The organism is Arsenophonus sp. aPb (assembly GCF_029873475.1).
Lineage (GTDB): Bacteria > Pseudomonadota > Gammaproteobacteria > Enterobacterales > Enterobacteriaceae > Arsenophonus.
The window spans coordinates 1,961,470-1,986,645 of sequence record NZ_CP123499.1 but is presented as its reverse complement, the minus strand read 5'-3'; the positions used below and the strand labels follow the sequence as shown (position 1 = coordinate 1,986,645).

The following is a 25,176-nucleotide window of genomic DNA, read 5'->3' as shown; positions in this document are numbered from 1 at the left end:
TCATTGTCTGTTAATCGAGCTATGATGGTTGTAGTCGTTTCTCTATTGCTTTAGCATTTTTAATCATGAAATGAAGATTTGTTTGGTTAAATGTCGAATAGATAATTTACTGAGGTTGATTAGTTGAAAGCTCTGATTTTGGGGGATACTAAAAAAAGGAGGAAAATTATTTTCCATATCAATTTTTCATTGCTTGTCTGTCATTAGCTCAGATCAATTACATTTTTTTGTAATTTAGAGTATTAAGCTGTGATGAATATCATACTAATTAGTTTTAAGATCAATATTCGATCAAATTTGTGTTATGTTTCGTTATTGGTAGCAATTGATTGGCTTTATATTTTAGTTATTTGCCTTAAATGATTATTTTTTCCTGTGTGTTTTGGCCAGCTTAGCTGGCTTTTTTTTACTTTCTATAAGTAATGTTGTGCGGTGAATTACAATATGTTTAGTAAAATAAACAATAAATTCTTATTAGATGTTCTGGTGAAAATGCTACTGAGTTTTGTCTAGCATCAGAGTTAGGAAAAGAATGCAGATTGAAATATTTGTAACATGGCTCTACTTTGTTCAATGCGATAGCTGCTAATTTAAAACTAAGTTTGAATTTTATTTTAAACAAACATTAAAGTAACATTCTGCATTTATTTTCTTTTTATAAGGCTACTCTCCGGCTATATTAGTTTCATGTTTTGAAAAAATGGTGATATCGGAGTTCATATAACAAGAGTAATATTCAGAAGCAAATCACTTTTTTATGATTAATACATATTGCTTGTTGCTTGTTGCTTGATACGGGAAATTTGAATAATATCCTCTCTTTTGAAGTTATTGGCGGTTCACCCGTGTTCCTTAATCTAATAAAGCGGGAAAAAATAAATTTTTTAAAAATTTTTAGTTTATCTTTACGTGAATAAGAAGGACATCAAGAGCCATTAAAGAGGTGAATTGAAAAGTTTTTTAACCCGTGCTCTGGTGTGCAAAAGTAATATGATGGATAAATAATTGAACGTTCATTTAATTTGGTTGTAAGAGAACCATCATAGGGCGCTTGAATCCCAAATTTTTCAGAGAAATAACGACTTATGCGAACAGTATTGGTCTCTAAATCAAGGCCATTTGAAGTTTCAAATTCATTGTCATAATAGTAACTCAATAAATCAGCAATAATCGAATTTCCTTTTTTAGCCCCCATTACCGCAGTAATAGGCTGATAGTTTCCTTCATAATTTTCATAACCACTAAAAAAATCTAAATGAAGAAATTGATCTATGTTATTAGTGATTTCAACATCTGAATCTAAATAGACTCCACCCTCATGATAAAGTGCATAAAGCCTAATATAGTCAGAAATAAAAGCCCATTTTTTGTTTTCATAGGCTTGCACTGAATATATATTTTTGATCTCCTCAAATTTTTCGTTATTCCATTCAATTATTTCATAATCAGGTAAGTATTTTTTCCAGCTATCAATGCATTTGAGTATTAAATCGGATTTTTGTTGATTACCTACCCATACATAGTGAATTTTTTTTGGGATCATTTGCTATTACCTCAATTTGTGGGTTGCATCTATTGGTGAAGAGTATATATGATTTTGTATAGAATATTGAATTAGCTAGTAACTACAACACTACTCCTGATTTCTTCTTAGCTGTAGTCAGAATTACGTTTGTCTAGTATTTTGATTCCTTGAAAGAAGTATAGTGGTGGATATGTTATTGCTACGTATATTTTAGATTTCACTCTTGATTAAGTTATATAAAAGATATAATAGAATATTTTTTCTGATGAATTTGAATCAAAAGTTATTGCAAAAAGTGTGTTAACATTGTTAGTAATAATAAAAATTTCTCTCATGTTAGCTTGTTTTGTTATTTTATGTCCGCGATTTTACCCCAGTTTTACCACCCATAAATTTCAGGCACAAAAAAACCAATCATAACTGATTGGTTTTCTTGGTAAAAGCTGGTCGGCATGAGAGGATTTGAACCTCCGACCCCCGACACCCCATGACGGTGCGCTACCAGGCTGCGCTACATGCCGATACAGGCTCGCTATACTACCGTTTTTTTGGTTAAAATCAATAGCAAGTGCTACGACTGCTTGATTTTTAAGCATTAATTAATATTAAAGCGTGTAGATTCGGCAAAAGCTCTTAGCAGCTGAGTCAAATCAGGTTTTTCACCTTTTATTCTGTTGCCTTTATCATCAAAGATATAAACCTCTCCATTTTGATGTAGATAAAGGGTTTTATTGGAATAATTCATAATCAACACCTGTTCATCACCTGATAAGACCCAGGGTTGGTTACGTTTAGGGGTAAAAAGATCTTCACCTTGAGAATAGTCTTCTGGTGAATTATCAACATAAAGTAAACGTTGCATTAAGGTAGTCATAATATCTTGATGACTGGTTAACTTATTAATTTGTTGTGGTGGAGTATTGGGCCAATATACCCATAAAGGCACCTTTATTTGTTTAAGATTGAATTTACCTTTAGTAAGCCATTTTGTTGTTTTATTTGTTTCTGTATTGCTACTATGGTTTGCCGTAATGACGATAACAGTATTGCTTAACATATTTTTTTGTTTTAACGCATCAATGATACGTTTAATTTCATAATCTAATTGTACTTTATTGTCACTTTGCGACTTATGATTATCAAAACCATTGATATTGAGAAAAGAGAACCATTTTGTATCAATTTGTATGTTATTTAGCCATTTAACCCATTCGCCGGTGGTTTGATAATCATTACCTGCACTATGTTCGGGTAACGAATAATCTGCCAGAATTGCATGACGGAAAAGTGGCGAGCTAAATCCATCTGATGAAAACAGACCAAATTGGTAGTTGTGATATTTTAATGCTTCAATCAAAGCGGAGGGTTTTCTGCTATTAAGAATACTATCCAAATAACTAGGCGATAAACCATAGAATAGACCAAATAGCGCAAGTTGATTTTGAATACCTGCACTGAGATGCTGATTGAATTGGGTACTATTTGCTTTAACAGTATTTAATGTTGGCATACCTTCAATGGTATCTTGATAGCCAAGGTTATTAACGACAAGCAACAATAAATTATACTTTGGGGCTTGTTTTTGGTAGCTAAGTGGTTTAAGTGGATATTCAATAGATAGAGCTGAAGGATTACCTTGTTGTTGTATTTTGCGTTGATATTCCTCTTGATTGAGATAGCCATAACGTTCAAGAAATTTTCGCGCTGTCATTGGATGAGATAGCGGGTAATTAGCTCGTTGCATCGTTATTGGACGATAAAAATTTGCATCAGCCCAAATATACATTAAATGTGAAGCAACAAATGCCGTGATAAAGATACCTACCAAGGGTTTAGTGAATCGTTGACGGTTTAGGCTACGTAATTTTTGCCAACTCCAGGTAGCAAATAACATCTCAATTAAGAAAATGATTGGCACACAAATAAACATCAGTTGCCATTCTCGTGCCATTTCGCCGTTTTTAGGATTTATTAATAATTCCCATAGTAGTGGCGTTAAATGGAGGTTATAGCGCGAAAAAAAAGCGATATCAAAAATGAGAAAAGTCAGTATGGTTGTGCTAAGAATGGTGTATAGAAATCTTAATAGTCGCTGTGAACCGATAATGAAAGTTATAGGAAAGATAATTAAAAGATAGCAGGCAAAAATAACAAAGCTAAAATGCCCAAGCCAACTAACAAAAGCATAAATCCGGCCGAATAGCGTATTCGGCCAATCAAAAACAAACAGATATCGGCTACTTAATACTAAACTGAGTACTATATTAAATAACGTAAACCAGTGTCCCCAGCTTATCATTTGGGAGACTTTTTCACGATAGTTTCGAGTGTTGGTCACCATGTTTTAATTTTATCTGCTAATTAGTGAATTTTTTCTTCCTTAACGGAAGAAAGTAACGCCTGAGCGAAAGATTCGGCAATAGTTTTACGCTGAGTCAGTGTAACCGTTGTATTAATTAAATTTGTTACCATGTTACCTAATACTATCAATGATAGATTAGTTGGCGCTTTATGTTTTTCTAGTACCTTGACTAATTCTAGGAGTAGATGTTCAATTTGCTCATCACTATAACGGGATGATTGTGGCATAATAAAAATCCTGAATGAATAAAGCGTTGTATTTTAGCGTATTGTTGCGTTTTTTGCTGTAGTTGTTTTGTCTAATTTAACAGGATAATTTCATTTAGTAATATTTTAAATTAACCCGTTTCCATAATTTATAAATCTTATTATATGCCCATAATACAAAAATGTTATATCAATAGATACCAATTTGGCCGCGGGGAAAGGTTATCGATGTTTGAATACCATTGATCTTTATGCCATAAAGAAAATAAGGAGTAAATGATGAGTCTGGATATTTGCCAGATTGCTTTACATCAGTTGATCAAACGTGATGAACAAACATTAGAGGTTGTGCTGCGTGATTCTTTATTAGGTACGGATAATATCGTGCATGAAATGATGGCAGAATTGCATCGAATATATGGCGCTAAAAGTAAAGCCTTTGCCACTTTTAATCAAGCGAGCGAATTAGCGGAAGCATTAGTTTCTTTCAGAAAAGGAGATGAAAACTTTTTGGGATTTAGCCGAGCAGCTACAATTCGTTTGCGGGATGAATTGGCAAAATATCCATTTGCAGAAGGTGGGGTGGTACTATTTTGTCAATATCGTTATTTAGCGGTAGATTACTTATTAATAGCCATATTAAATAGCTGTAATAGTATGTTTGTTAATGATAATTTAGAATTAAACACTACTCATTATCTTGATATTCCGCATGTAGATATTGTTGCTCGCATAGACTTGACTGAATGGGAAAGAAATCCTGCTTCCGAACGTTATTTAACTTTTTTAAAAGGGCGTGTTGGGCGTAAAGTGTCTGATTTTTTTATGGATTTTCTGTCAGCTAGCGAAGGCATGAATGCTAAAATACAGAATAAAGAATTGCTGCAAGCTGTGAATGATTATTGTGATTCTTCTGAGTTAAACCAGGCAGCAACGCAGGAATATCGACAGCAAGTTTATCGCTATTGTAATGAGCAACAACAAGCCGGAGAAGAAATTGAATTAAAGCGCTTATCAAAAGAGTTACCCGCTTTAGGAGAGCAAAATTTTGTTGAATTTACTCAACAAAATGGCTATCAATTAGCAGAAAGTTTTCCACCAGATCGTACGACTCTCAAACAATTAACCAAATATTCAGGTAGTGGCGGTGGCTTGACCATTAACTTTGATGCTTTGTTATTGAATGAGCGTGTTTTTTGGGATCCGGCAACGGATACTTTAACAATTAAAGGTACACCACCGAACTTACGTGAGCAATTAGAGCGTAGTAAGAAAAGCCGTTGATGATGGTGAAAAACAAATAACGCCGCAAGGCCGGCGTTATTGATGATTGGCTTAGTAAAAAAGCGCAATTTTGCGTTATTAAACCCGCAAGAAATCGATATGGGTTAGTTTAGGCTTAAACGGATGACGCTGAACCGCTTGTACTTTAACTTTGGTTTTTTTGCCGTCAACCACCAGCGTTAATACTTCATAAAACTCTGGCTTGCTTTCTTGGTTGATAACTTCATCATGGTTGAGTTCAATAGAAACGGGCTCTTGATCACCACCATAGACGATAGCCGGTAATTTGTTGTTTTTACGCAGACGGCGGCTCGCACCCTTACCCTGCTCTTTGCGAATTTCTGCATTAATAGTTAGCATGATTTGTTCTCATAATGTAAAAAGACTCTGCGACAGGCGACCCAGTAGCAGATCTGTTAATAAAAACTTGTTAGTAATTGCTAATCAAGCGGGCGGCATTCTAGCGAAAAAAACGCGCTACAGCAAATAAAGTTCCTAATTTTAGGACATTTATATTCTTTTAAGGAACAGCAGCTAGGTAGCAAAGCCAAATGGCAATCATTATATTAATAGAGGTTGTCAGCCAGACGATACTTTCCTTGGTAGTCAAAAATTTTTTCTCTTATTTGCCAAAACCGGTTTTGTTTACGTGCGATAACAAAGTTAGGATGACGTAATCTTGTCTTTTGACGTAGGATATCGGCAGCAGTTTGCCATTGGAACGGAAGGCCTGGAGCTCTCTGGTGTAGCAACAGAAAACGTTGCTCAAAGACTTTGCGCTGAGCTGACGTTGTTAATCTAAACAGTTCTGAGACATTGCTACCATCTTCATCGTAGTAAGTGACTTTTAACCATTCTCCTTTCTTATCGTGTCCGGCAGTCAGTTGCATGCCACCGCAGCGAAGGATCAGGGAGTTTTTCATTTTTAACGCTGCTTTTAACATATCATCGGGATCAACTAAAATCGCCTGACATTGATGACAACGTCGTGCTGCAATGTCATTTTCAGCATCACAGTCGGGACATTGTTTAAAACGAAAGCGAAATTGACACTGTTTTTTTTGTCCGTTGAGCTTTTCTTCCCAGCCTTGGCAGCGACGGCCGTAATGCTCAATTACTTGACCGTCTGAATCGTTTTTTCCCCAAAATAGATTGGCAAAATGACAAAGTGGGCAAAAAACTTGAACGGGCACGTTGTGTGGATCACGTTTGGGGCTACCAATTTCTGGCATATAAAGATCATGGGGATTTCCTGCATAATCAAGAATAATACATTGGTTTTTGTTCGGAAATAGCCTTAATCCGCGACCAATTATTTGTTGATAGAGGCTCACTGATTCAGTGGGACGTAAAATAGCAATCAGATCGACATGAGGGGCATCAAAGCCAGTGGTTAAGACCGATACGTTAACTAAATAGCGAATTTTTTGTGCTTTAAACGCATAAATAGTTTTTTCACGGACTATTGCTGTCGTCTCTGCGCAAATCAATGCTGCTTCGTTATTAGGTAATAATGTTAAAATTTCTTTGGCATGCTCAACGGTAGCGGCGAAGATCATACAGCCCTGACAGGAACGGGCATATTCGATAATTTGCTTAATAATCAGGGGAGTGACTCTTTGCTGACGTTTAATTTCCTGATCTAAATCCGCGTGATTAAAAATGCCTTCTTGACTTAAGCGCAATTGACTAAAGTCGTATTGAATAACTGGCATATCTAGGCGTTTAGGTGGCACAAGGTAATGGTTTTTTATCATATATCTTAACGGTAGTTCATAAATACAATCACGAAAAAAACAGTTTTCATCGCCTTTTATCATACCATGGTAGTGATACTGATATATCCAGCCTTCCGACAGACGATAAGGTGTTGCCGTCAACCCTAAAACACATAACTTAGGGTTATTGTGTTGCAATTTTTGAATGATTTGTTGATATTGACCATCGTTATTGAGACTGATGCGGTGGCATTCATCAATAATTAATAGCGAAAAGGGAGCATTAAAATCAGTTAAATTTTTTGCCACAGATTGTACGCTTGCAAAAACAACTTTATTTTCATTTTGTTTTTTATGAAGTCCGGCGGCATAAATGTCAGCAGTTAATCCATAGGAGTGGTATTTATTATGGTTCTGTTCAACAAGTTCTTTTACATGGGCTAATACCAGTACTCGTCCACGGGCCAATCGAGCTAATTCAGCAATTACAAGACTTTTTCCTGCACCAGTAGGTAACACAATGACCGCCGGTTCTTTATGGCGGCGAAAATAGTTTATTGCTGCATGAACGGTGTCTTGTTGATATGGTCTTAGTGTAACTATCATGATTATTGACTAAAATATTAAAATAAATAACAAGTAGATTAGCATTTTTCGCTAATTCATATTGAAGTAATCTATATTAAAAATAAAATCTACTGTAGCAAGCTATATCTTCTCTAACAAGTTATTGATATAATTGATTGCATTATAATTATTCACGTTACTTATTATCAGTGTTGTTTAATAGCAATGATTGTAATCATTCAATGATTTAGCATAATAATACCTATGCATTCTAACCCTTTCATATAGATTTAAAAATTATGATGCGCCTCGATAAGTTTTTATCTCAACAACTAACAATCAGCCGTGGCTTGGTCATGCGAGAATTACGAGCAGGAAAAGTTATGGTTAATAATGCAGTAATAAAAACCGGATCTTATCAAATTACCTCTGAGATGGTAGTTAGTTATGAAGATGTCGTATTGCAACATATTATTGGCCCGCGCTATTTTATGTTGAATAAACCACAAGGTTATGTTTGTTCGACGGTAGATAGCGTTAACCCAACAATTTTATCGTTTGTTGATGAACCAGCTATAACAAAGTTACATATTGCTGGCAGATTAGACATAGATACAACTGGGTTAGTAATTATAACTGATGATGGAAAGTGGACACATAAAATGATCTCGCCAAAACATCAGTGTGAGAAAACTTATCTTGTCACATTGGCACAACCGATTTCAACTGAGGTAGCTGATAAGTTTTTAGCAGGGATATGGCTTAAAGGTGAAAAATTACCTACAAAGCCTGCAAAGCTATCGATAGTTTCATCAATGCAGGTGCGCTTGACAATTAGTGAAGGCCGGTATCATCAAGTGAAAAGAATGTTTGCTGCGGTGGGTAATCATGTTTGTGCACTTCATCGTGAGCGCATTGGTGGTATTTATCTTGATCCAGCATTAAGGGCTGGCGAATATCGTTCTTTAACACAAGAAGAAATCAAAACTATTTAAATTATATTTTTATTTTCTCGATTTGGGAGTATGTTAGTATGCAACGTCAGCGTTCCTCTTATTTCAGCCTAATTTTAATTTTAGGCCTTATATCCATGTTGATGCCATTAGCCATTGACATGTATTTGCCTAGTTTACCATCGATTGCAAAAAGTTTTAATGTTGATACCGGTCAAGTTCAGATGACCTTAAATAGCTATATTTTCGGCTTTGCAATAGGTCAACTATTTTATGGCCCGATGGCAGATAGTATAGGCCGAAAGCCTGTGATATTGGGTGGCGTGATAATTTTTGCAATTACTTCAGGGATTTGTGCTCTAGCCAGTAATATTGATCAATTTATTTTTGTCCGTTTTTTACAAGGATTATCGGCTGCAGCAGCAAGTGTTGTCATAACTGCTTTGATGAGAGATATGTTTAGTAGTGATGAATTTTCACGTAGCATGTCTTTTGTTTTGTTAGTCATGACCATCGCGCCATTATTAGCACCGATTTTAGGTGGTATGGCGATGATTTGGTTTTCCTGGCATGCTATTTTTTGGATTATTTCCTTAGCAGCAATTATAGCGGCTTTATTAGTTACTTTTTTTATTCATGAAACTTTACCTAAGGAAAAAAGGCAAAAATTCCATTTACGTAATACTATAAAACAAATTTTTACCTTGTTCCGCGCTAGACAAGTCTTTTGCTATATTCTTGCTAGTGGGTTTTCCTTTGCTGGGTTGTTTTCATTTTTAAATACTGGACCATTTGTCTATATTGAATTAAATGGGGTTTCACCACAGCATTTTGGTTATTATTTTGGCTTAAATATTGTTTTTTTGTTTTTACTGACTACGCTTAATAGCCGTTATGTACGCCATTTTGGCGCATTGAAAATGTTACATATTGGCTTAACACTGCAATTCATTATGGGGATGTGGCTGATTCTTAGCACTATATTGGACTTAGGTTTTATTCCTATGATATTTGGTGTTGCTGTTTATGTTGGTAGTATTGCTATGATCTCTTCTAATGCAATGTCTGTCATTTTAGATAATTATCCACATATTGCTGGAACAGTTTCATCTTTAGTTGGCACAATACGTTTCGGTATTGGTGCATTTTTTGGTTACTTGCTTTCTTGTTTCAAAACAACGACAGCCTGGTCGATGGTAGGATTTATGGGATTATGCGTTTGTCTTGCAATGGGGTTTATTTTATTGGCCAATTACAGTAAAGACTAATACAATTAAAATTACTTATCTATTTTATAAAAAATAAGTTTTATTAGTGTTATGTCTTTATTCAAATACTTTTTTATTAATATGGACTCAGTGTAATTTCTTATCTTTTACTTCGATAACAACCACAATTTAGATTGGCTCAATTCATGAGCCGAACAGTTTATTCATTATTTTATCTTTTATTACTGCTTATTTAAGCTAATTGGTTGATATATGGATTTTTATAAAAAATCAAATTAAATGTTACAGTTTGCGATTGAAAGATAAGATATTTCGTTAACTTTTTTAACATATTTTGTTTTGTTTAAGCTAGATTTTTATATTACAATAACATAAATTTATCATATTAATATGATGTAAAATACCAGGATAAGTATAAAATAACTTGATAAGTTAGTATGTTAAGTTATTTTTTTACTTAAATAGAAAAATAATATAATTAATTACAATATAGGGTTTTTAGTGGGTAATTTTAAGTTATCTGTCATTCATCGTTTACCTCAAAATTATCGATGGTTAACAGGGCATGCAGGTAAAAAAATCGAGGTAATGCCTGATAATATATCCAGCTGCAAGTCTAATATATTAATTGGCTTTAAAGTTCTTTGTTATGATATTAGCGATAATTTGGCGGTGTTAAAATATCTAAGTTCAGCTTTAGATGAAATGCAAATTGCTAATGATTTACTTGAATGGCAAGGTCAAATTTGTCTTTTTATTCGTTATGAAGATGAAGGTTTAGCGAATTGTCATTTTAAGACAGCAGGTGTAGCTATTGCGGAATCAATAACGCTACCTTGTTATTCTCATTAGATATTAGTATGTATCGATGATTCGACGAGCGGCATAATAACGCTTACTCCAATAATCATCATTTATTGCAGAAACTGTGACACCACTACTTGTTGATGCATGGACAAATTTATCATTACCAATATAAATACCGACATGTCGATTGGTTGGGCCAGTTCTAAAAAAAACTAGATCGCCAGGGCGTAAATTTTGTTGCTTGACCCAGTGGCCGGTATATTGTTGTTCATCAGTTGAGCGAGGTAAATCAACACCAAATTTCTCACTAAACATACGTTGGGTAAAGGCTGAGCAATCAATACCTTTCTTAGTTGTACCACCAAAACGGTAAGCAACACCTCTCCAGTTTGCATACTGCTCTAAAATTTTTGTTTTTATTTCCACATTGCGTACTAATTGCTCAAACTCAGCTTGTGATACCTGATAAAGTGAGTTAGATTGTGTTTTATATAGCGATGAATTTGGTGAATTACAAGCGGATAGCAATAAAGTAATGACTAATGCCGGAGTGGGTTTCATACAGTATTTCAGTAACGGTTGAAGTTTTACCATTATTGATTTATCCCTTGCTTATCCTTGTGTGGATTTTTGCCATAAAGTAAATTTGACGATATTTTATTTTTCCTGTTGAAGGCTAAAATATCAATAATATTGTTAGTTATATAAATGTATATAGCTCAACACCTTTTCCAAATACATTAATATGTTAAACATAAACAAGTTTATACAAGGAAATAAAAAATGGCGAGTTTTCTTGTATTAATTTACAAAAAAGCAAATTTTTTAATTAAAAATAGAGATGATGTAAATAAACTTATTTCATAAAGGGTTTAATATTTGCGTTAAGTATACTATTAAGACAGTAAGATTATTGGTGATTAGCAATGCAAATGGGCTAATTAATAAAAATTTATGTTAAATCGGTTAACAATATCTTATTAATAGATAGTTATTTTTTTTGTTAAATGTTTTAATAAAATTGAGTCTGTTATTTAGATAATTTAGTCTGTTTTTCAGTAGCAAAAAATTATTTAATTCTGTATATATTTGGAAATTGTTATTTTAAGATTTTACGCTAATAAGTCGTTTTTATTTTACTCATTAAATTTTTGACTTTACAAGTCAGATATATGATATTTATCATATTAAACTCGTAATCCTGATGCCTATAGAGCAATAAATTCAAATAGAATTAAATTAGTGTGATTAATACATAACAAAATATCTTAATAAAAAAGAGTAATAAGGTATTATATTAAAAGCAATAAAATAGTAAATTTATTATTACATAAAAACTATGTTATGTGGAATTTTGTGGTTAGCAATATTTTATGTTTCAACCAAATATTTAGTTATAGTTGTATAATTTAATTTTACTAAATCACTGGCAAATTCACTGCAATTACTCAATAAAATATTCAATAGTAATTTTATTTAATGATCAGGATTAAACTTTTTATGATTTTACAAGAAAAATATGGCAATGCTGTGCCTAAGAGTAAGCTAGCCTGCTATTTAAATAAAAATTTTTTGTTTATACTAGCATTAATTTTATTATCTCACCTTTATTATGGTGCTATTACTGCGCCAATTTGTCAAAATATTGTAAATGATAATATGTTGGCAACAAATTATTGGCATAAATCTGGCAAAGTGGTAATCCGGAAGGTATGTATGCATTCATTAATAAAATAGCGACAAAAATCACTCGCTAAATATGATGAAACGCATTTTTGTGCGTTAATATAAGAAAAATGCCGGGCATGCTGGAAATTAGCTATCATTGATTTTATATTAAAGTGAGTCACTTTTATTTTTTTATTGGTATAACTGCTCTTTAATTAAGAGCAGCTATTATTTAATTTTTATCGGTTTTAGTCACAACGTCCCATATAACGGCGTTCTGCAATATGAATGCGAATTTTTTCGCCGATTGATAAATATTCAGGAACTTGTATTATTAGCCCGGTTGCCATCATAGCTGGTTTTGTTCTTGCATTGGCTGATGCCCCTTTGATACTTAGTGCTGTTTCTACAATTACCATATCAACAGTTTGGGGAAGTTCTAACGCGATAGCTTGGTTATTCATTACTAAAACTTGCAAACCAGGAATCCCTGAGGCAGTAAAAAATAAAAGTTCTTCTTCTATATCTGTTTTTTTAAAATTATAAGGAGTGAAATCTTCATTATCCATAAATACATATTCATCAGCATCAACATAAGAAAAACTTACTGCCCGATGAGTTAAATGGATTGTTTCAAGATTATCGTCGCCTTTAAAACGCTCTTCAACTTTTTGTCCTGTTTTAATATCAGTAAAACGCATTTTGTAGAGGGTGCTGGCGCCTCGTGCGCTTGGAGTTTGAATATCAATATCTTTTACTAATAGCAATTTACCATTTAAGTTTACTGCATAACCTCTTTTTATTTCATTGGCTCTAGCCATGTGAATTCCTTTCATTAAATAATTATAATCCCAATTTTATAATAAAATTATCTGTAGTTAGAATACAAAGTAATGCTTAGTAAAAATTATGCCCCATAACAACTAAGATCACAAAGTATGAGGCGTTGAAATTAATTTAAGCAAAGATACACTACTTATATACAGGCAAAATATTAAATAGTGCCAAAATATGAATAACTGCGTTAATCAAGCCGAATAATATGACAAAATAAATTAATAGATTACCGCCAGGCGCATGATAAACAGCTTGCGGGAATTTTTTCCGGCTAGCTTTAGCCATCATTGCCGGCACAATGACTGCCCATATAGTTGCAGCTAGACCAGCAAAGCCAATCGCATGTATAAAACCATCAGGATAGTATAAAGCTAAAAGGGTAGGCGGAATAAAGGTTATCAAAGCGGATTTTAAGCGGCCTTGATCATTATCTTTAAATTTGAAAAAATCGGCAATGAAATCAAATAGTCCAAGTGTAACGCCTAAAAAAGAACTCGCAAGTGCCATATATGAAAACAGATTTAAACCCTGTTTTACAATATTGTTATTGATGCTGTGATTCATTTGTTTTAATAGCGAGTCAACATTACCACCTTCTGTAATTATTTGTTTAAAGGTTGCACGAGGTATATTACCTTGAATAGCATATTGCCATAAGATATAAATGATTAAAGCAATAAGGGTGCCATATAACAAACTTCGAACAACGGCTTTACTTTCCTTATGGTAATATTTTACTAAACCGGGTACATTACCATGGAAGCCAAAAGAAGTTAGTAAATAAGGTAAAGCAATAAATGCATAAGGTAAATAATCCGTATCCAGGCTATTTTGATTGAATAAGATAGTAGATGAAACGCTACTAAACATGCCACTCACAGACATAATAAAAGTAATAACCATTCCACCAATTAGAATTGTACTTAGACGGTCAACGGCTTTAGTCGATAGCCAAACTACGAAAGCAATTAATAAGCTAAACAATAAACCGGCAATAGGGTGATTTATTGGTATGATCTTATTAAGATTATGTGTAATGATCGAACCACCGGCTGAAATATAAGCATAAGTTAAGATATAAAGAACAAATGTAATAGAAATGCTATTTAGTAAATTCCAGCGTGCGCCAAGTAAATCTTTTACCATAGTATGAAAGCTGGCACCGCAAGGGTAATTCATGTTGGCTTCTAAGATCATCAAACCAGAAAAAAACATACATGCCCAAGTATAAACTAATAAAATAATTGAACCTGTAAACCAGACGCCAGAAGTGACAATAGGAATAGAAAACATACCGGCACCTACAGTTGTGCCTGCAATGATCATGGCACCACCAAGTAAAGAAGGGCGTTTAAAATTTTGGATTACATCACTAGCCATTGTAGCCTCTAAATATTATTGTTTTTGTGTACTAGCATGATGATACATGATGTATGATATTTAAGTAAATTAATATTTTTTTCCAGTTATGAAAATTGTTTTTAATCTTAGTCTTAGAATGCCGTGCTTGGTCGATTTTTGTTTTAATAAATGAAGCAGTGCGTTTGTTATAACCTATTGATTTTTTTATATTTTCATCTTAATTAAGAATAGCCTAGTGAGGTAATAATTAAACAGATAGAAATGCATATTAATTTATTTTCTTACATCTTTAAATCATAATAATAGCCATATATTATGACCGGTTACTGATAAAAATTAGCCACAATAGGAAAATTTTCACCTATTGTCAGAACGATGTATTTGATGAAGGTTAATTATTGTTGCGACTTTAACCAGCTGATTTCTTGAGACCAAATTTCGGGATTTATGGTTTCCAGGATCAAAGGTATATTATTGAAGCGGTTATCTTTCATAATATAACTAAAAGCGGTGTAACCGATATTACCTTGGCCTAAGCTTTGGTGGCGATCAACATGACTGGCAAATTGGCTTTTGGCATCATTTAAATGCATTGCTCGTAGATATTGAAAACCGACAATTTTATTAAATTGGGCAAAAGTATTATCGCAAGCTTGTTTTGTTCGTAAGTCATAACCTGCGGCAAAAGCATGACAGGTATCCAAACAAACACCAACTCGCTGTTTATCTTCGATATCTTCAATTATCGCTGCCAGATGCTCAAATTTAAATCCTAAATTGGAGCCTTGACCGGCAGTATTTTCAATTACAGCAATGACATTTTTAGTTTGCGCTAAAGTAATATTGATTGATTCAGCAATACGGGCAAGACATACATCAACGGTAATTTTATTCAGATGACTGCCAGGATGAAAATTGAGCAAAGTAATACCTAATTGCTCACAACGTTGCATTTCATCCAGAAAAGCGGCACGTGATTTTTTCAGTGCTTCAGTTTCTGGATGACCTAAATTAATAAGATAACTATCGTGTGGTAGAATTTGCTGTTTGCCAAAACCATATTTCTCACAATTGAGTTTAAATTGTTCAACTGTTTCCGGTTTTAAAGGTGGAGCTTGCCATTGACGCTGGTTTTTGGTGAAAAGAGCAAAGGCAGTGGCATTGATTTCATGAGCACGGAGTACTGCTTGATCAACACCGCCAGCAGCGCTGACATGGGCTCCAACAAATTTCATTTTTTTCTCCTGATTTTATTTTAATTATGGCACTTTTGGCTTAGAAATGAAATGTATAGCCTTAAGTCATTTAGTTATTAATAATTTCTGGTTACTATCGGCAAAGGCGACAAAAAAACAAAATTCTATCGGATGTTAGTGAAAAATCGATTGCATTGATGAATTTATAAATAAGCCACCGATAGTTAGCCAACCAAAAAGGCACATAGCCATAACTAGTGGTTTGATCCCTGCCTGTCGAATTGCACTAATATGGGTGGTTAATCCAAGTGCAGCCATCGCCATAGATAATAGAATAGTATCAAGAGTAATAATGGATTGAACTAAAATTTGTGGCAATAAATGAAAAGAGTTTATGTACGCAATGATAATAAAAAATATTGCAAACCAAGGGATCACAATAGTGGGTTTTGATTGGGATAAATTGCTGGTTATCATTTTGCGATTTAGATAACCTGATAATATCAATAAAAATGGTGCTAACATCATAACGCGGATCATTTTACTGATCACTGCACTATTTTCAGCTTCAGGGCTAATTGCATGGCCAGCAGCAACTACTTGAGCGACTTCATGCACAGTAGAGCCAATAAAAATACCAAACTGAGCCGGATCAAGGGAAAACCAGTGATAAATTTGATTTAGATGATAAAACCACGGATAGATAAAAATAGCCAAGGTACCAAAAATAACTACCGTTGCAACCGCAATTGTAACTTTATCTGCCGAAGTTTTAATGACAGATTCTGTTGCTAAAACTGCAGCAGCTCCACAAATGCTACTACCGGCTCCAATTAATATGGTCGTCTGGCTATCCAAGTTTAAAAGATATTTACCGATTAACAGTGCAATTAAGAATGTGGAAGTTAGCATAATAAGATCAGTCATAATGCCAATCGTACCAACCTCCATAATTTGTTGAAATGTTAAACGAAAACCGTACAAAATAATCCCTGTTCTTAATAAATAATGTTTAGCGAATTTGATCCCTTCGTCACAGGAGGGTTTTACAGCAAAATAAACGGTATTTCCAATCACAATACCCAACAGGATCGCTAGGCTTAGAGCACTTAACCCAATATTTGCAAACCATTCTTTATTACCTAGATAAACGGCAATAGTAGTTACAAAACCTGTTAATAATAAGCCTGGTACATATTTAAAATTTTTATTCTTAATTTGTGTTGTCATAAAGTTTTAACCATTGGTTTATGCAATATGCACTATTTCATTCTGTTATAAGCATATATCATTAAAATATATCTTGAAAATAGATTATTTTTATATTATTAATTAATAAAAGTGGTAGATTAATGTTTGGTTAGATTGTTATGTTAGTTTGGTTTATATGGTTAACTAATAAAGCGAGCATTGTTATGCGAATAACTTTTAGACAACTTGAAGTTTTTATTGAAATTTTGCAATGTGGCTCAACAATCCAGGCTGCTCAATCATTGGCATTATCACAATCAGCGGTAAGTGCGGCCTTAACAGATTTGGAGTCACAACTTGAGGTACAGTTATTTGATCGGGTTGGTAAACGTTTAGTAACTAATGAATATGGTCGGTTATTATATCCAAAAGTATTAGCATTACTTGAACAAGCAACAGAAGTTGAACAGATTGCAAAAAAAGGATTAGCAGCGGTAAAACTGGCAGCAAGTACGACGATTGGTAATTATATTTTGCCAGCGAAATTGATACATTATCGTCATGATAATCCTACTATCCCTTTTGAATTATCAATAAATAATACTGAGGAAGTGATTAAAGCGGTACTCGAATTCAAGGTTGATTTAGGTTTAATTGAAGGCTGCTGTTATGAACCAGAATTAATTACTATACCATGGAAAAAAGATCAGCTGGTGGTATTCTGTTCGCCGAATAACCCACTAGCAGGTCGTCAATTAAAACAACATGAACTAGAAAATGCGAACTGGATTTTGCGTGAAAGCGGTTCAGGAACCCGTAATATTGTTGATCAACTGTTATTGAGTAAACTAAGCCAGTGCAATATTTTAATCGAATTTAATAATTCTGAAGCCATTAAGCATGCTGTCATGAATGGTATGGGAATAAGTTGTTTATCTTATCTCACTATAGAAGAACAATTAAAGAATGGCTCATTGGTTGCGTTAGATATTGTTGAACTTGAACTTTCACGGATATTATATTTAATTCATCATCAAAATAAACATTTATCTAAGGCATTATTACTTTTGTTAGAATATTTTCAATGAAATTTTAATAATAAGATCCTGCGCAAAACTAATAATTATCCGTCAATTATGAAGGTATCTTATAACTGATAATAGTTGCTTATTCCTGCTAACACTATCTGTTACAATCACTGGCGTTAAGATCCACGTTGAATAAAAGGTCATTAATGTCAGAACAATCAACACAGACATCACAGGGCACTACAACAAAACTGCGTCGAGAACTAAAAGCACGTCATTTGACGATGATAGCTATTGGGGGCTCTATTGGTACTGGATTATTTGTTGCTTCCGGTGCAACAGTAGCGCAAGCGGGCCCAGGTGGTGCTTTATTATCTTATATTATTATTGGTTTAATGGTTTATTTTTTAATGACCAGTTTAGGCGAGCTTGCGGCTTATTTACCCGTTTCCGGCTCGTTTTCTACTTATGGTTCGCGATATGTAGATGAAGGCTTTGGTTTCGCTCTTGGCTGGAACTATTGGTATAACTGGGCGGTCACTATAGCTGTTGACTTAGTTGCTGCTCAACTAGTTATGGGATATTGGTTTCCTGAGATTGATGGCTGGATTTGGAGCGCGATTTTTCTGTTTATTATTTTTATGCTTAATTATATTTCTGTTAAAGGATTTGGTGAGGCAGAGTATTGGTTTTCTTTAATTAAAGTCATTACCGTCATTATTTTTATTGTAGTTGGCGTATTAATGATTATTGGTATTTTTCGCGGGGCAGAAAATGCTGGCTGGCATAACTGGCAGATTGGAGAAGCACCTTTTGTTGGGGGCTTCTCAGCAATGATTGGGGTTGCTATGATCGTCGGTTTTTCTTTTCAGGGTACGGAATTAATTGGTATTGCTGCTGGTGAATCTAAAGATCCGGGTAAAAATATTCCTAAAGCGGTACGCCAAGTATTTTGGCGAATTTTGTTATTTTATGTTTTTGCTATATTGGTGATAAGTTTAATTATCCCATATATGGATCCTCGCTTATTGCGTAATGATGTCAGTGATATTAGTGTTAGTCCTTTTACCTTGGTTTTTGAAAATGCAGGATTATTATCCGCTGCGGCTGTCATGAACGCGGTGATTTTAACGGCAGTATTATCCGCTGGTAATTCAGGTATGTATGCTTCTACCCGAATGCTATATACCTTGGCCAAAGAAGGAAAGGCGCCAAAAATCTTTTCCCACTTATCACAGGGAGGGGTTCCTCGCTATGCTTTGATTGCGACTACCGTCGTGGCAGCACTCTGTTTTTTAAGTTCAATGTTTGGTAATCAAGTTGTTTACTTATGGTTACTGAATACTTCAGGTATGACCGGATTTATTGCCTGGTTAGGGATTGCTATCAGCCATTATCGTTTTCGTAAAGGTTATATGTTACAAGGCTATGATTTGAATAAATTGCCATATCGTTCAGGCTTTTTTCCAATTGGCCCTATTTTTGCTTTTGTTCTCTGTTTAGTCATTACATTAGGCCAAAATTATCAGGCATTTTTAGTGGACAAGATTGATTGGTATGGTGTGATTGCTACCTATATTGGTATTCCTCTATTTCTTGTTATCTGGTTTGGTTATAAACTGATCAAGAAAACACATTTTGTTCACTACCGGCAGATGGATTTTCCTGAGTATGATCAAAATCTAAACAAGTAATTGTTAATAATCCTCTCGATTTTCAATAAAGACACACGCATTTTATGCGTGTGTCGAGCGGTAATTTTTACCTAGGTCAAAAAACAAATAAAAAAAAGTAACGTTAGTAATAATCGTATTGATAATAATTATTATTTGCTTTATTGTTACGCGCAAATCGGATCAGTTGAATGGAGAGGCAATCAAGTGAAGTTTGCGTACAGTTTTATTAGCAAGGGCGTTGATAGCTGTTTATTAGCGGGTATAACGTTAATGACATCGTTTGCAGCATGGTCAGTAACGGTGACTGATGTAGCGGGCCGCACTGTTCAGGTACCAGATAAAGTAAATCGCATTTTGTTGGGAGAAGGACGCTTATTTCATGCTATTGCTTTACTGGAAGGAAATAAACCTTTAGCACGTATTGTTGGTTGGCAAGGTGATTTTCGTAAACTTGATCCGCAATCTTATGCTGTTTATAAAGCTAAGTTTCCAGAAATTGACAAAATTCCTTTAATTGGTAATACCAGTGCCGAAAGTGTTAGTGCGGAAAAAGTATTAACACTAAATCCTGATATCGCTATTTTTGGCCTATCTGGGCACGGCCCGGGCAAAAATAGTGAATTGGTTATGCAACTAGAAAAGGCTGGTGTACCGGTTATTTTTGTTGATTTTCGTAGTGAGCCACTGAAAAATACTTTACCAAGTATTCGCTTATTGGGTAAGGCGTTGCAGCGGGAGCAACAGGCTGAAAAATACGCCAATTTCTATCAAAAAAATCTTAAGCTGGTAACGGATATTACTAATAATATTCCTAATGATAAAAAACCAACTGTTTTTATTGAATTAAGAGCGGGTTCCTCCGAAGACTGCTGTGGTACAGCGGGCAATGGTAATATGGGCAATTTTATTGATCTAGCCGGTGGAATAAATATCGCTAAAAATGCGTTACCTGGGCCATTAGGGATGATGAACCTTGAGAAAGTCATTGCTGATGATCCTGCAATTTATATTGCCAGTGGGGCCAAGATGCCTGGCAGCAAAGAAGCAGGTGTGCAATTAGGTGCTTTATCAACAGAAAAAGCGGCTATAACCAGTTTAGCCAAAATAACTGAACGCAAAGGTATTAACACGCTATCAGCGGTTAAAAATGGACGCCGCTATGCTATTTGGCATAATTATTATAATTCACCCTATAACGTTATTGCGACTCAAATTTTTGCTAAATGGTTCTACCCAGATAAATTTGCCGATCTGGATCCGCAAACCACGATGAAAGAGTTATATCGTCAATTTTTAACGATAGAGCCAACGGGTGTCTACTGGGTTAGTCAAGACTCATTAAAAAGCAGGTAATTATTTTCAATGAGTATGACGACTGAACCTATGTCAGCTATTAGGCAGCAAGCTAACCATGATGGCATTAATATTAAAGCGCATTATCAATATATATTGAAACGTCGGATTATATTGATGTTGTCAATTGTTATGTTAATTATGCTGTCTTTAGTAATTGATTTTACCTTGGGGCCATCAGGTCTTTCTTTAACTAAGCTATGGCAAACATTAATCTCACCAGTTAGTGTTGATATTGCTACTCAGGTGATTGTTTGGGATATTCGCTTACCTTATGCATTAATGGCTGTCATGGTTGGTATGTCACTTGGACTGGCGGGTGCTGAAATGCAGACCATATTAAATAATCCGCTAGCCAGCCCTTTTACATTAGGTGTTTCAAGTGCCGCCTCTTTTGGTGCCGCATTAGCAATCGTTTCTGGCATTGGTATTGCCGGTATCTCCGAACAATGGTTTATTTCTGTTAATGCTTTTATCTTCGCTTTACTAGCGGTATTAATGTTAGATGCGATCACCCGTTGGACACGCATTGCAACTTCCGGTGTGGTACTGTTTGGTATTGCATTAGTGTTTACCTTTAATGCATTAGTTTCGATGATGCAATTTATTGCCACTGAAGATACCTTGCAGGGATTAGTCTTCTGGACAATGGGGAGTTTGGCAAAAGCAACTTGGACAAAGCTTGCGATTATGGCAGCCGTTTTTGCAGTTATTTTTCCCATTTCCATCATGAGTGCCTGGAAATTAACTGCGTTACGTTTAGGAGAAGATCGTGCTATCAGTTTTGGTATTGATGTTCGTCGGTTGCGTTTGGCAACATTATTAAGAATTAGCATGTTGGCGGCTTTATCCGTCGCTTTTGTCGGCCCTATTGCTTTTATTGGTTTAGTTGCTCCCCACATTGCTCGAATGATGTTTGGCGAAGATCATCGATTTTATTTACCAGCCAGTGCCTTAATTGGCGCGTTAGTACTATCGATGGCTTCGATTGCGTCAAAGAATATTATTCCAGGTGTCATTATACCTGTTGGCATCGTAACCTCATTGGTCGGAGTTCCTTTTTTCTTGAGTATGATCCTGCGTCATAGAGGTAATATTTAATGATAAATGGATTACAAATAAATCAATTTTATGCAGGTTATCCTAAATGTCCGGTGATCCAAAATTTGTTCACCGGTATTTTACCTAAAGGAAAAATTACTGTTTTGCTTGGGCCAAATGGTAGTGGTAAATCTACGCTATTACGCTCTTTGGCTGGATTAAATAACGCTACTGGCCAGTTATGGTTAGATGGGCAGGATCTGATGTCGATGAATTTTGCTCAACGCGCTAAACAAATTGTTTATTTGCCACAATCATTACCGGCTGGTGTTCATTTACATGTGCTGGAGTCAATTATTGTTGCCCAACGTGCTGCTGGCGGAGAGTGTCATCAGATCTGCCAATTAGAGGTCATGAAACTGCTACGGCAATTAGGCATAGAGCATTTGGCATTATGTTATTTAGATCAGTTATCAGGTGGACAAAAGCAACTAGTTGGTTTAGCTCAATCGCTTATTCGGCAACCAAAACTATTGCTACTTGATGAACCATTGAGTGCGCTGGATTTAAATTATCAATTTCATGTTATGGACTTAGTGGCTAAAGAAACTAAGCGTAGAGATATTATTACTATTGTTGTTGTGCACGATATTAATATTGCCTTAAGACATGGTGAACATATATTAATGTTAAAAGAGGGTTGTTTAGTTGCAGAAGGTGCGGCTCAGGAGGTTATAACACCTCAAAATCTGGCTAATGTTTATGGTGTCGTTGGACGCATTGAGCGCTGTTCGCAAGGTGTTCCTCAAGTATTAATCGATGGATTAGTTGCCAATTTATTCTAATTGAAATTGCAAATTAGATTGTGCTTTTTCGAGTGAAATAAAAATTAATAAAAAAAGACAGGGAAATTAATTTCACTGGCATGTGAGTTTATGTCGATTTTCTGGCTAATAAATAATCCTGCTATTTCTTGGAGAATAGGGAATGAATTTTTTTAATAAAAATAAATTAACGTTAATTATTATTGCGTTTATTTCTACTGCCGGTAATGCTGCTGAAGATAGTGACACCATTATAGTTACTACCGCATCCGGTTTTCAGCAGAAAATTGAAGATGCGCCTGCATCTATTTCAGTCATAGATCGAAAACAACTAGAAAATAAAGCTTATCGTGATGTGACAGATGCATTAAAAGATCTGCCTGGTGTCCAAGTGATTGGTGGCGCAAGTAGCACCGATATAAGCATTCGAGGTATGCCTGCCAAGTACACCATGATTTTAGTGGATGGCAAACGGATAGATACACGTAATACTCGACCGAATAGTGATGGCTCTGGCATAGAACAAGGTTGGCTACCGCCATTGGTTGCGATTGAACGTATCGAAGTTGTGCGTGGTTCAATGTCTTCACTTTATGGTTCAGATGCCATGGGCGGAGTGATCAACATTATTACGCGTAAAATAGGTAAAACTTGGTATGGTAGTTTGCGAGCGGATACAACTATCGCTGAACGTAGTAATTCTGGCAATGCGGGTCAGGGTAGTTTTTATCTGGCCGGCCCCTTAATTGACGGTGTGTTGGGAATGAAAGCGAGTGGTCTTTATTCTCAACGTAATGAAGATAAGTTTGTAGGTGGTTATAAGAAACAGTTAATGAGTAATGCTGGGGTAACATTTTCATTCACCCCCGATGAGCAGAATAATTTTGATCTGGATTTAAAGCATGATGAACAGCAACGTGACTCTACAATTGGTAAAACCCGTGCTTGCACTAAACGGTCATGTGAAGATGATAATACCACATATCGACGTAATAACTATGCATTGACGCACAATGGTAATTATCAGTGGGGTTCAATGGATACATTTATCCAACGTGATGAATCAGATAACCCAAGTAGAAAGATGCAATATAATGATACCTTATTAAAAAATCAGACAGTATTTGACTTAGATTCACATAAACTCAGTATTGGTGGTCAGTATCGTTATGAAGATTTACATGATCAAGGTAATCAATTACCGACAGCGGCCAATTTTAATAAATTAACCCGTTGGAGTTGGGCGTTATTTAGTGAAGATGAATGGACTATTACGAGTGATTTTAGCTTAACAGCTGGCATTCGTATGGATAAAGATGAGAATTTTGGTTCACATTGGACTCCTCGCTTATATGGTGTTTGGCATATCAATGATCAATGGATACTTAAAGGTGGCGTTTCGACCGGATATCGTTCACCTGATTTACGCCAAGTCGCGCCTAACTGGGGACAAATAAGCGGCGGGCAAACGAGTAAAGGTATCATTCTTGGTAATCCGAACTTAAAACCGGAAAAAAGTATTGGTCAGGAAATTGGTATATTATGGAATAATCAGGATAATCTGAATATTGGTTTAACGATTTTTAATACTGATTTTAAAGATAAAATTATGGAATATCGTATTTGTGGCGATAAATTAGCGGCTTGTAGTAATGCGATTATTCCCGATGGTAGTCAATATGATTTTATTAGTACCCGTGATAATGTTGATAAGGCTAACTTGCGCGGTATTGAGGCAACATTTAATTGGCAAATTGAGGATAATTTATCACTAGCAGCCAATTATACCTATTCAGATTCTGAACAACTCAGTGGCAATTATAAGGGAAAAGCTTTTAGTCAGACCCCAAAACATATGGCAAATGCATCGCTAAGCTGGCAGACAACAAGTGAATTAGAAGCCTGGACACGAATAAATTTCCGTGGCAGAACAAATCAATATTTTTCTCACTCATCAAAGGCCAATCAATTACCTTCTTATACCTTTATTGATCTGGGAATAAATTATGCGCTAAGTAAAAATCTATCTTTATTAGCTGGGGTTTATAATATTTTAGATAGACGGTTGATGGATAACGATAACAACGCTTTATTAGACGGTCGGCGCTATAATTTAGGATTAAATTATAACTTTTAAAATTATTTTGAGTAAAAAAATTAGCTAGCTATACTCATGCTAACAGTTAGCTAATTTTTTAATAAAAATTAAAAAAATATTGCTATTTCATATGATGAAGGGCAGAATGCGCCATCAGAAATAACTGATGCTCAATAATTGCATCGGTTATTTTTTTATTTTAAGCTGATTTCTTTAATTTTATATGAGGCCGGAAACCTGGCCGGGGTTGA

At 35.0% G+C, this 25,176-nt stretch carries 21 protein-coding genes and 1 tRNA gene; 11 read left to right on the top strand and 11 right to left on the bottom strand.

What is annotated here, in order from left to right; genetic code table 11:
* Window positions 1-925 precede the first annotated feature (925 nt).
* From QE177_RS08875 to QE177_RS08860, 4 genes are all read right to left on the bottom strand, one after another.
* Complete coding sequence (locus tag QE177_RS08875; RefSeq protein WP_280548860.1) at window positions 926-1,543, bottom strand: glycosyltransferase; 618 nt, start codon at window positions 1,541-1,543, stop codon at window positions 926-928.
* Between the two features lie 426 nt (window positions 1,544-1,969).
* Window positions 1,970-2,046: transfer RNA gene (locus QE177_RS08870), tRNA-Pro, on the bottom strand.
* A gap of 74 nt (window positions 2,047-2,120) precedes the next feature.
* The gene (gene yejM / locus QE177_RS08865) at window positions 2,121-3,866 is read right to left on the bottom strand and encodes an LPS biosynthesis-modulating metalloenzyme YejM (protein WP_280548858.1); all 1,746 of its coding nucleotides are present in this window, start codon (window positions 3,864-3,866) and stop codon (window positions 2,121-2,123) included.
* 20 nt (window positions 3,867-3,886) lie between these two features.
* Entirely contained in the window at window positions 3,887-4,114 is a 228-nt protein-coding gene (locus QE177_RS08860) for a DUF1414 domain-containing protein (protein ID WP_280548855.1), read from the bottom strand.
* 258 nt (window positions 4,115-4,372) lie between these two features.
* On the opposite strand from QE177_RS08860, the gene yejK reads away from it, so the two are divergent.
* Entirely contained in the window at window positions 4,373-5,377 is a 1,005-nt protein-coding gene (yejK, locus tag QE177_RS08855; RefSeq protein WP_280548853.1) for a nucleoid-associated protein YejK, read from the top strand.
* 78 nt (window positions 5,378-5,455) lie between these two features.
* Here yejK and rplY read toward each other — a convergent pair whose 3' ends face one another.
* Together rplY and QE177_RS08845 are read right to left on the bottom strand one after the other, a co-directional pair.
* The gene (gene rplY, locus QE177_RS08850) at window positions 5,456-5,737 is read right to left on the bottom strand and encodes a 50S ribosomal protein L25 (protein ID WP_180560193.1); all 282 of its coding nucleotides are present in this window, start codon (window positions 5,735-5,737) and stop codon (window positions 5,456-5,458) included.
* A 206-nt stretch (window positions 5,738-5,943) separates the two neighbouring features.
* The gene (locus QE177_RS08845) at window positions 5,944-7,701 is read right to left on the bottom strand and encodes a DEAD/DEAH box helicase (RefSeq protein ID WP_280548848.1); all 1,758 of its coding nucleotides are present in this window, start codon (window positions 7,699-7,701) and stop codon (window positions 5,944-5,946) included.
* 263 nt (window positions 7,702-7,964) lie between these two features.
* Between QE177_RS08845 and rsuA the strand changes: the two genes are divergently transcribed.
* The 3 genes from rsuA to QE177_RS08830 all read left to right on the top strand — a co-directional run bounded on the left by rsuA (window position 7,965) and on the right by QE177_RS08830 (window position 10,696).
* Complete coding sequence (gene rsuA / locus QE177_RS08840; protein ID WP_280552254.1) at window positions 7,965-8,657, top strand: 16S rRNA pseudouridine(516) synthase RsuA; 693 nt, start codon at window positions 7,965-7,967, stop codon at window positions 8,655-8,657.
* A 38-nt stretch (window positions 8,658-8,695) separates the two neighbouring features.
* A complete protein-coding gene (locus tag QE177_RS08835; RefSeq protein ID WP_280548846.1) occupies window positions 8,696-9,883 on the top strand; it encodes a Bcr/CflA family multidrug efflux MFS transporter in 1,188 nt (395 codons plus the stop codon).
* A 462-nt stretch (window positions 9,884-10,345) separates the two neighbouring features.
* Window positions 10,346-10,696: a hypothetical protein gene (locus QE177_RS08830; protein WP_280548844.1), complete on the top strand. Its 351-nt coding sequence runs from the start codon at window positions 10,346-10,348 to the stop codon at window positions 10,694-10,696.
* A 3-nt stretch (window positions 10,697-10,699) separates the two neighbouring features.
* Here QE177_RS08830 and mepS read toward each other — a convergent pair whose 3' ends face one another.
* The gene (gene mepS / locus QE177_RS08825; RefSeq protein WP_280548842.1) at window positions 10,700-11,245 is read right to left on the bottom strand and encodes a bifunctional murein DD-endopeptidase/murein LD-carboxypeptidase; all 546 of its coding nucleotides are present in this window, start codon (window positions 11,243-11,245) and stop codon (window positions 10,700-10,702) included.
* A gap of 906 nt (window positions 11,246-12,151) precedes the next feature.
* Between mepS and QE177_RS08820 the strand changes: the two genes are divergently transcribed.
* A complete protein-coding gene (locus QE177_RS08820; protein WP_280548841.1) occupies window positions 12,152-12,388 on the top strand; it encodes a hypothetical protein in 237 nt (78 codons plus the stop codon).
* A gap of 179 nt (window positions 12,389-12,567) precedes the next feature.
* Here the strand turns inward: QE177_RS08820 and yeiP are convergent, their stop codons facing one another.
* From yeiP to QE177_RS08800, 4 genes are all read right to left on the bottom strand, one after another.
* Complete coding sequence (gene yeiP, locus QE177_RS08815) at window positions 12,568-13,140, bottom strand: elongation factor P-like protein YeiP (protein WP_280548839.1); 573 nt, start codon at window positions 13,138-13,140, stop codon at window positions 12,568-12,570.
* 151 nt (window positions 13,141-13,291) lie between these two features.
* A complete protein-coding gene (gene mtr / locus QE177_RS08810) occupies window positions 13,292-14,536 on the bottom strand; it encodes a tryptophan permease (RefSeq protein WP_280548837.1) in 1,245 nt (414 codons plus the stop codon).
* A 377-nt stretch (window positions 14,537-14,913) separates the two neighbouring features.
* The gene (gene nfo, locus QE177_RS08805) at window positions 14,914-15,753 is read right to left on the bottom strand and encodes a deoxyribonuclease IV (RefSeq protein WP_280548835.1); all 840 of its coding nucleotides are present in this window, start codon (window positions 15,751-15,753) and stop codon (window positions 14,914-14,916) included.
* Between the two features lie 135 nt (window positions 15,754-15,888).
* The gene (locus QE177_RS08800) at window positions 15,889-16,944 is read right to left on the bottom strand and encodes a YeiH family protein (protein ID WP_280548833.1); all 1,056 of its coding nucleotides are present in this window, start codon (window positions 16,942-16,944) and stop codon (window positions 15,889-15,891) included.
* A gap of 185 nt (window positions 16,945-17,129) precedes the next feature.
* Here QE177_RS08800 and QE177_RS08795 point away from each other — a divergent pair, with 185 nt between their 5' ends.
* From QE177_RS08795 to QE177_RS08770, 6 genes are all read left to right on the top strand, one after another.
* The gene (locus QE177_RS08795; RefSeq protein WP_280552253.1) at window positions 17,130-17,993 is read left to right on the top strand and encodes a LysR family transcriptional regulator; all 864 of its coding nucleotides are present in this window, start codon (window positions 17,130-17,132) and stop codon (window positions 17,991-17,993) included.
* 146 nt (window positions 17,994-18,139) lie between these two features.
* The gene (locus QE177_RS08790; protein ID WP_280548830.1) at window positions 18,140-19,627 is read left to right on the top strand and encodes an amino acid permease; all 1,488 of its coding nucleotides are present in this window, start codon (window positions 18,140-18,142) and stop codon (window positions 19,625-19,627) included.
* 252 nt (window positions 19,628-19,879) lie between these two features.
* Window positions 19,880-20,962, top strand: a complete 1,083-nt coding sequence (locus QE177_RS08785) for an ABC transporter substrate-binding protein (RefSeq protein ID WP_280552252.1) — start codon at window positions 19,880-19,882, stop codon at window positions 20,960-20,962.
* Between the two features lie 9 nt (window positions 20,963-20,971).
* Window positions 20,972-22,063: an iron ABC transporter permease gene (locus QE177_RS08780; RefSeq protein ID WP_280548828.1), complete on the top strand. Its 1,092-nt coding sequence runs from the start codon at window positions 20,972-20,974 to the stop codon at window positions 22,061-22,063.
* Window positions 22,063-22,848: an ABC transporter ATP-binding protein gene (locus QE177_RS08775; protein ID WP_280548826.1), complete on the top strand. Its 786-nt coding sequence runs from the start codon at window positions 22,063-22,065 to the stop codon at window positions 22,846-22,848. Before QE177_RS08780 ends, QE177_RS08775 begins: the two co-directional genes overlap by 1 nt.
* A gap of 142 nt (window positions 22,849-22,990) precedes the next feature.
* On the top strand, window positions 22,991-24,964 hold the full coding sequence (locus QE177_RS08770) for a ligand-gated channel protein (protein ID WP_280548824.1): 1,974 nt from the start codon (window positions 22,991-22,993) through the stop codon (window positions 24,962-24,964).
* Window positions 24,965-25,176 lie beyond the last annotated feature (212 nt).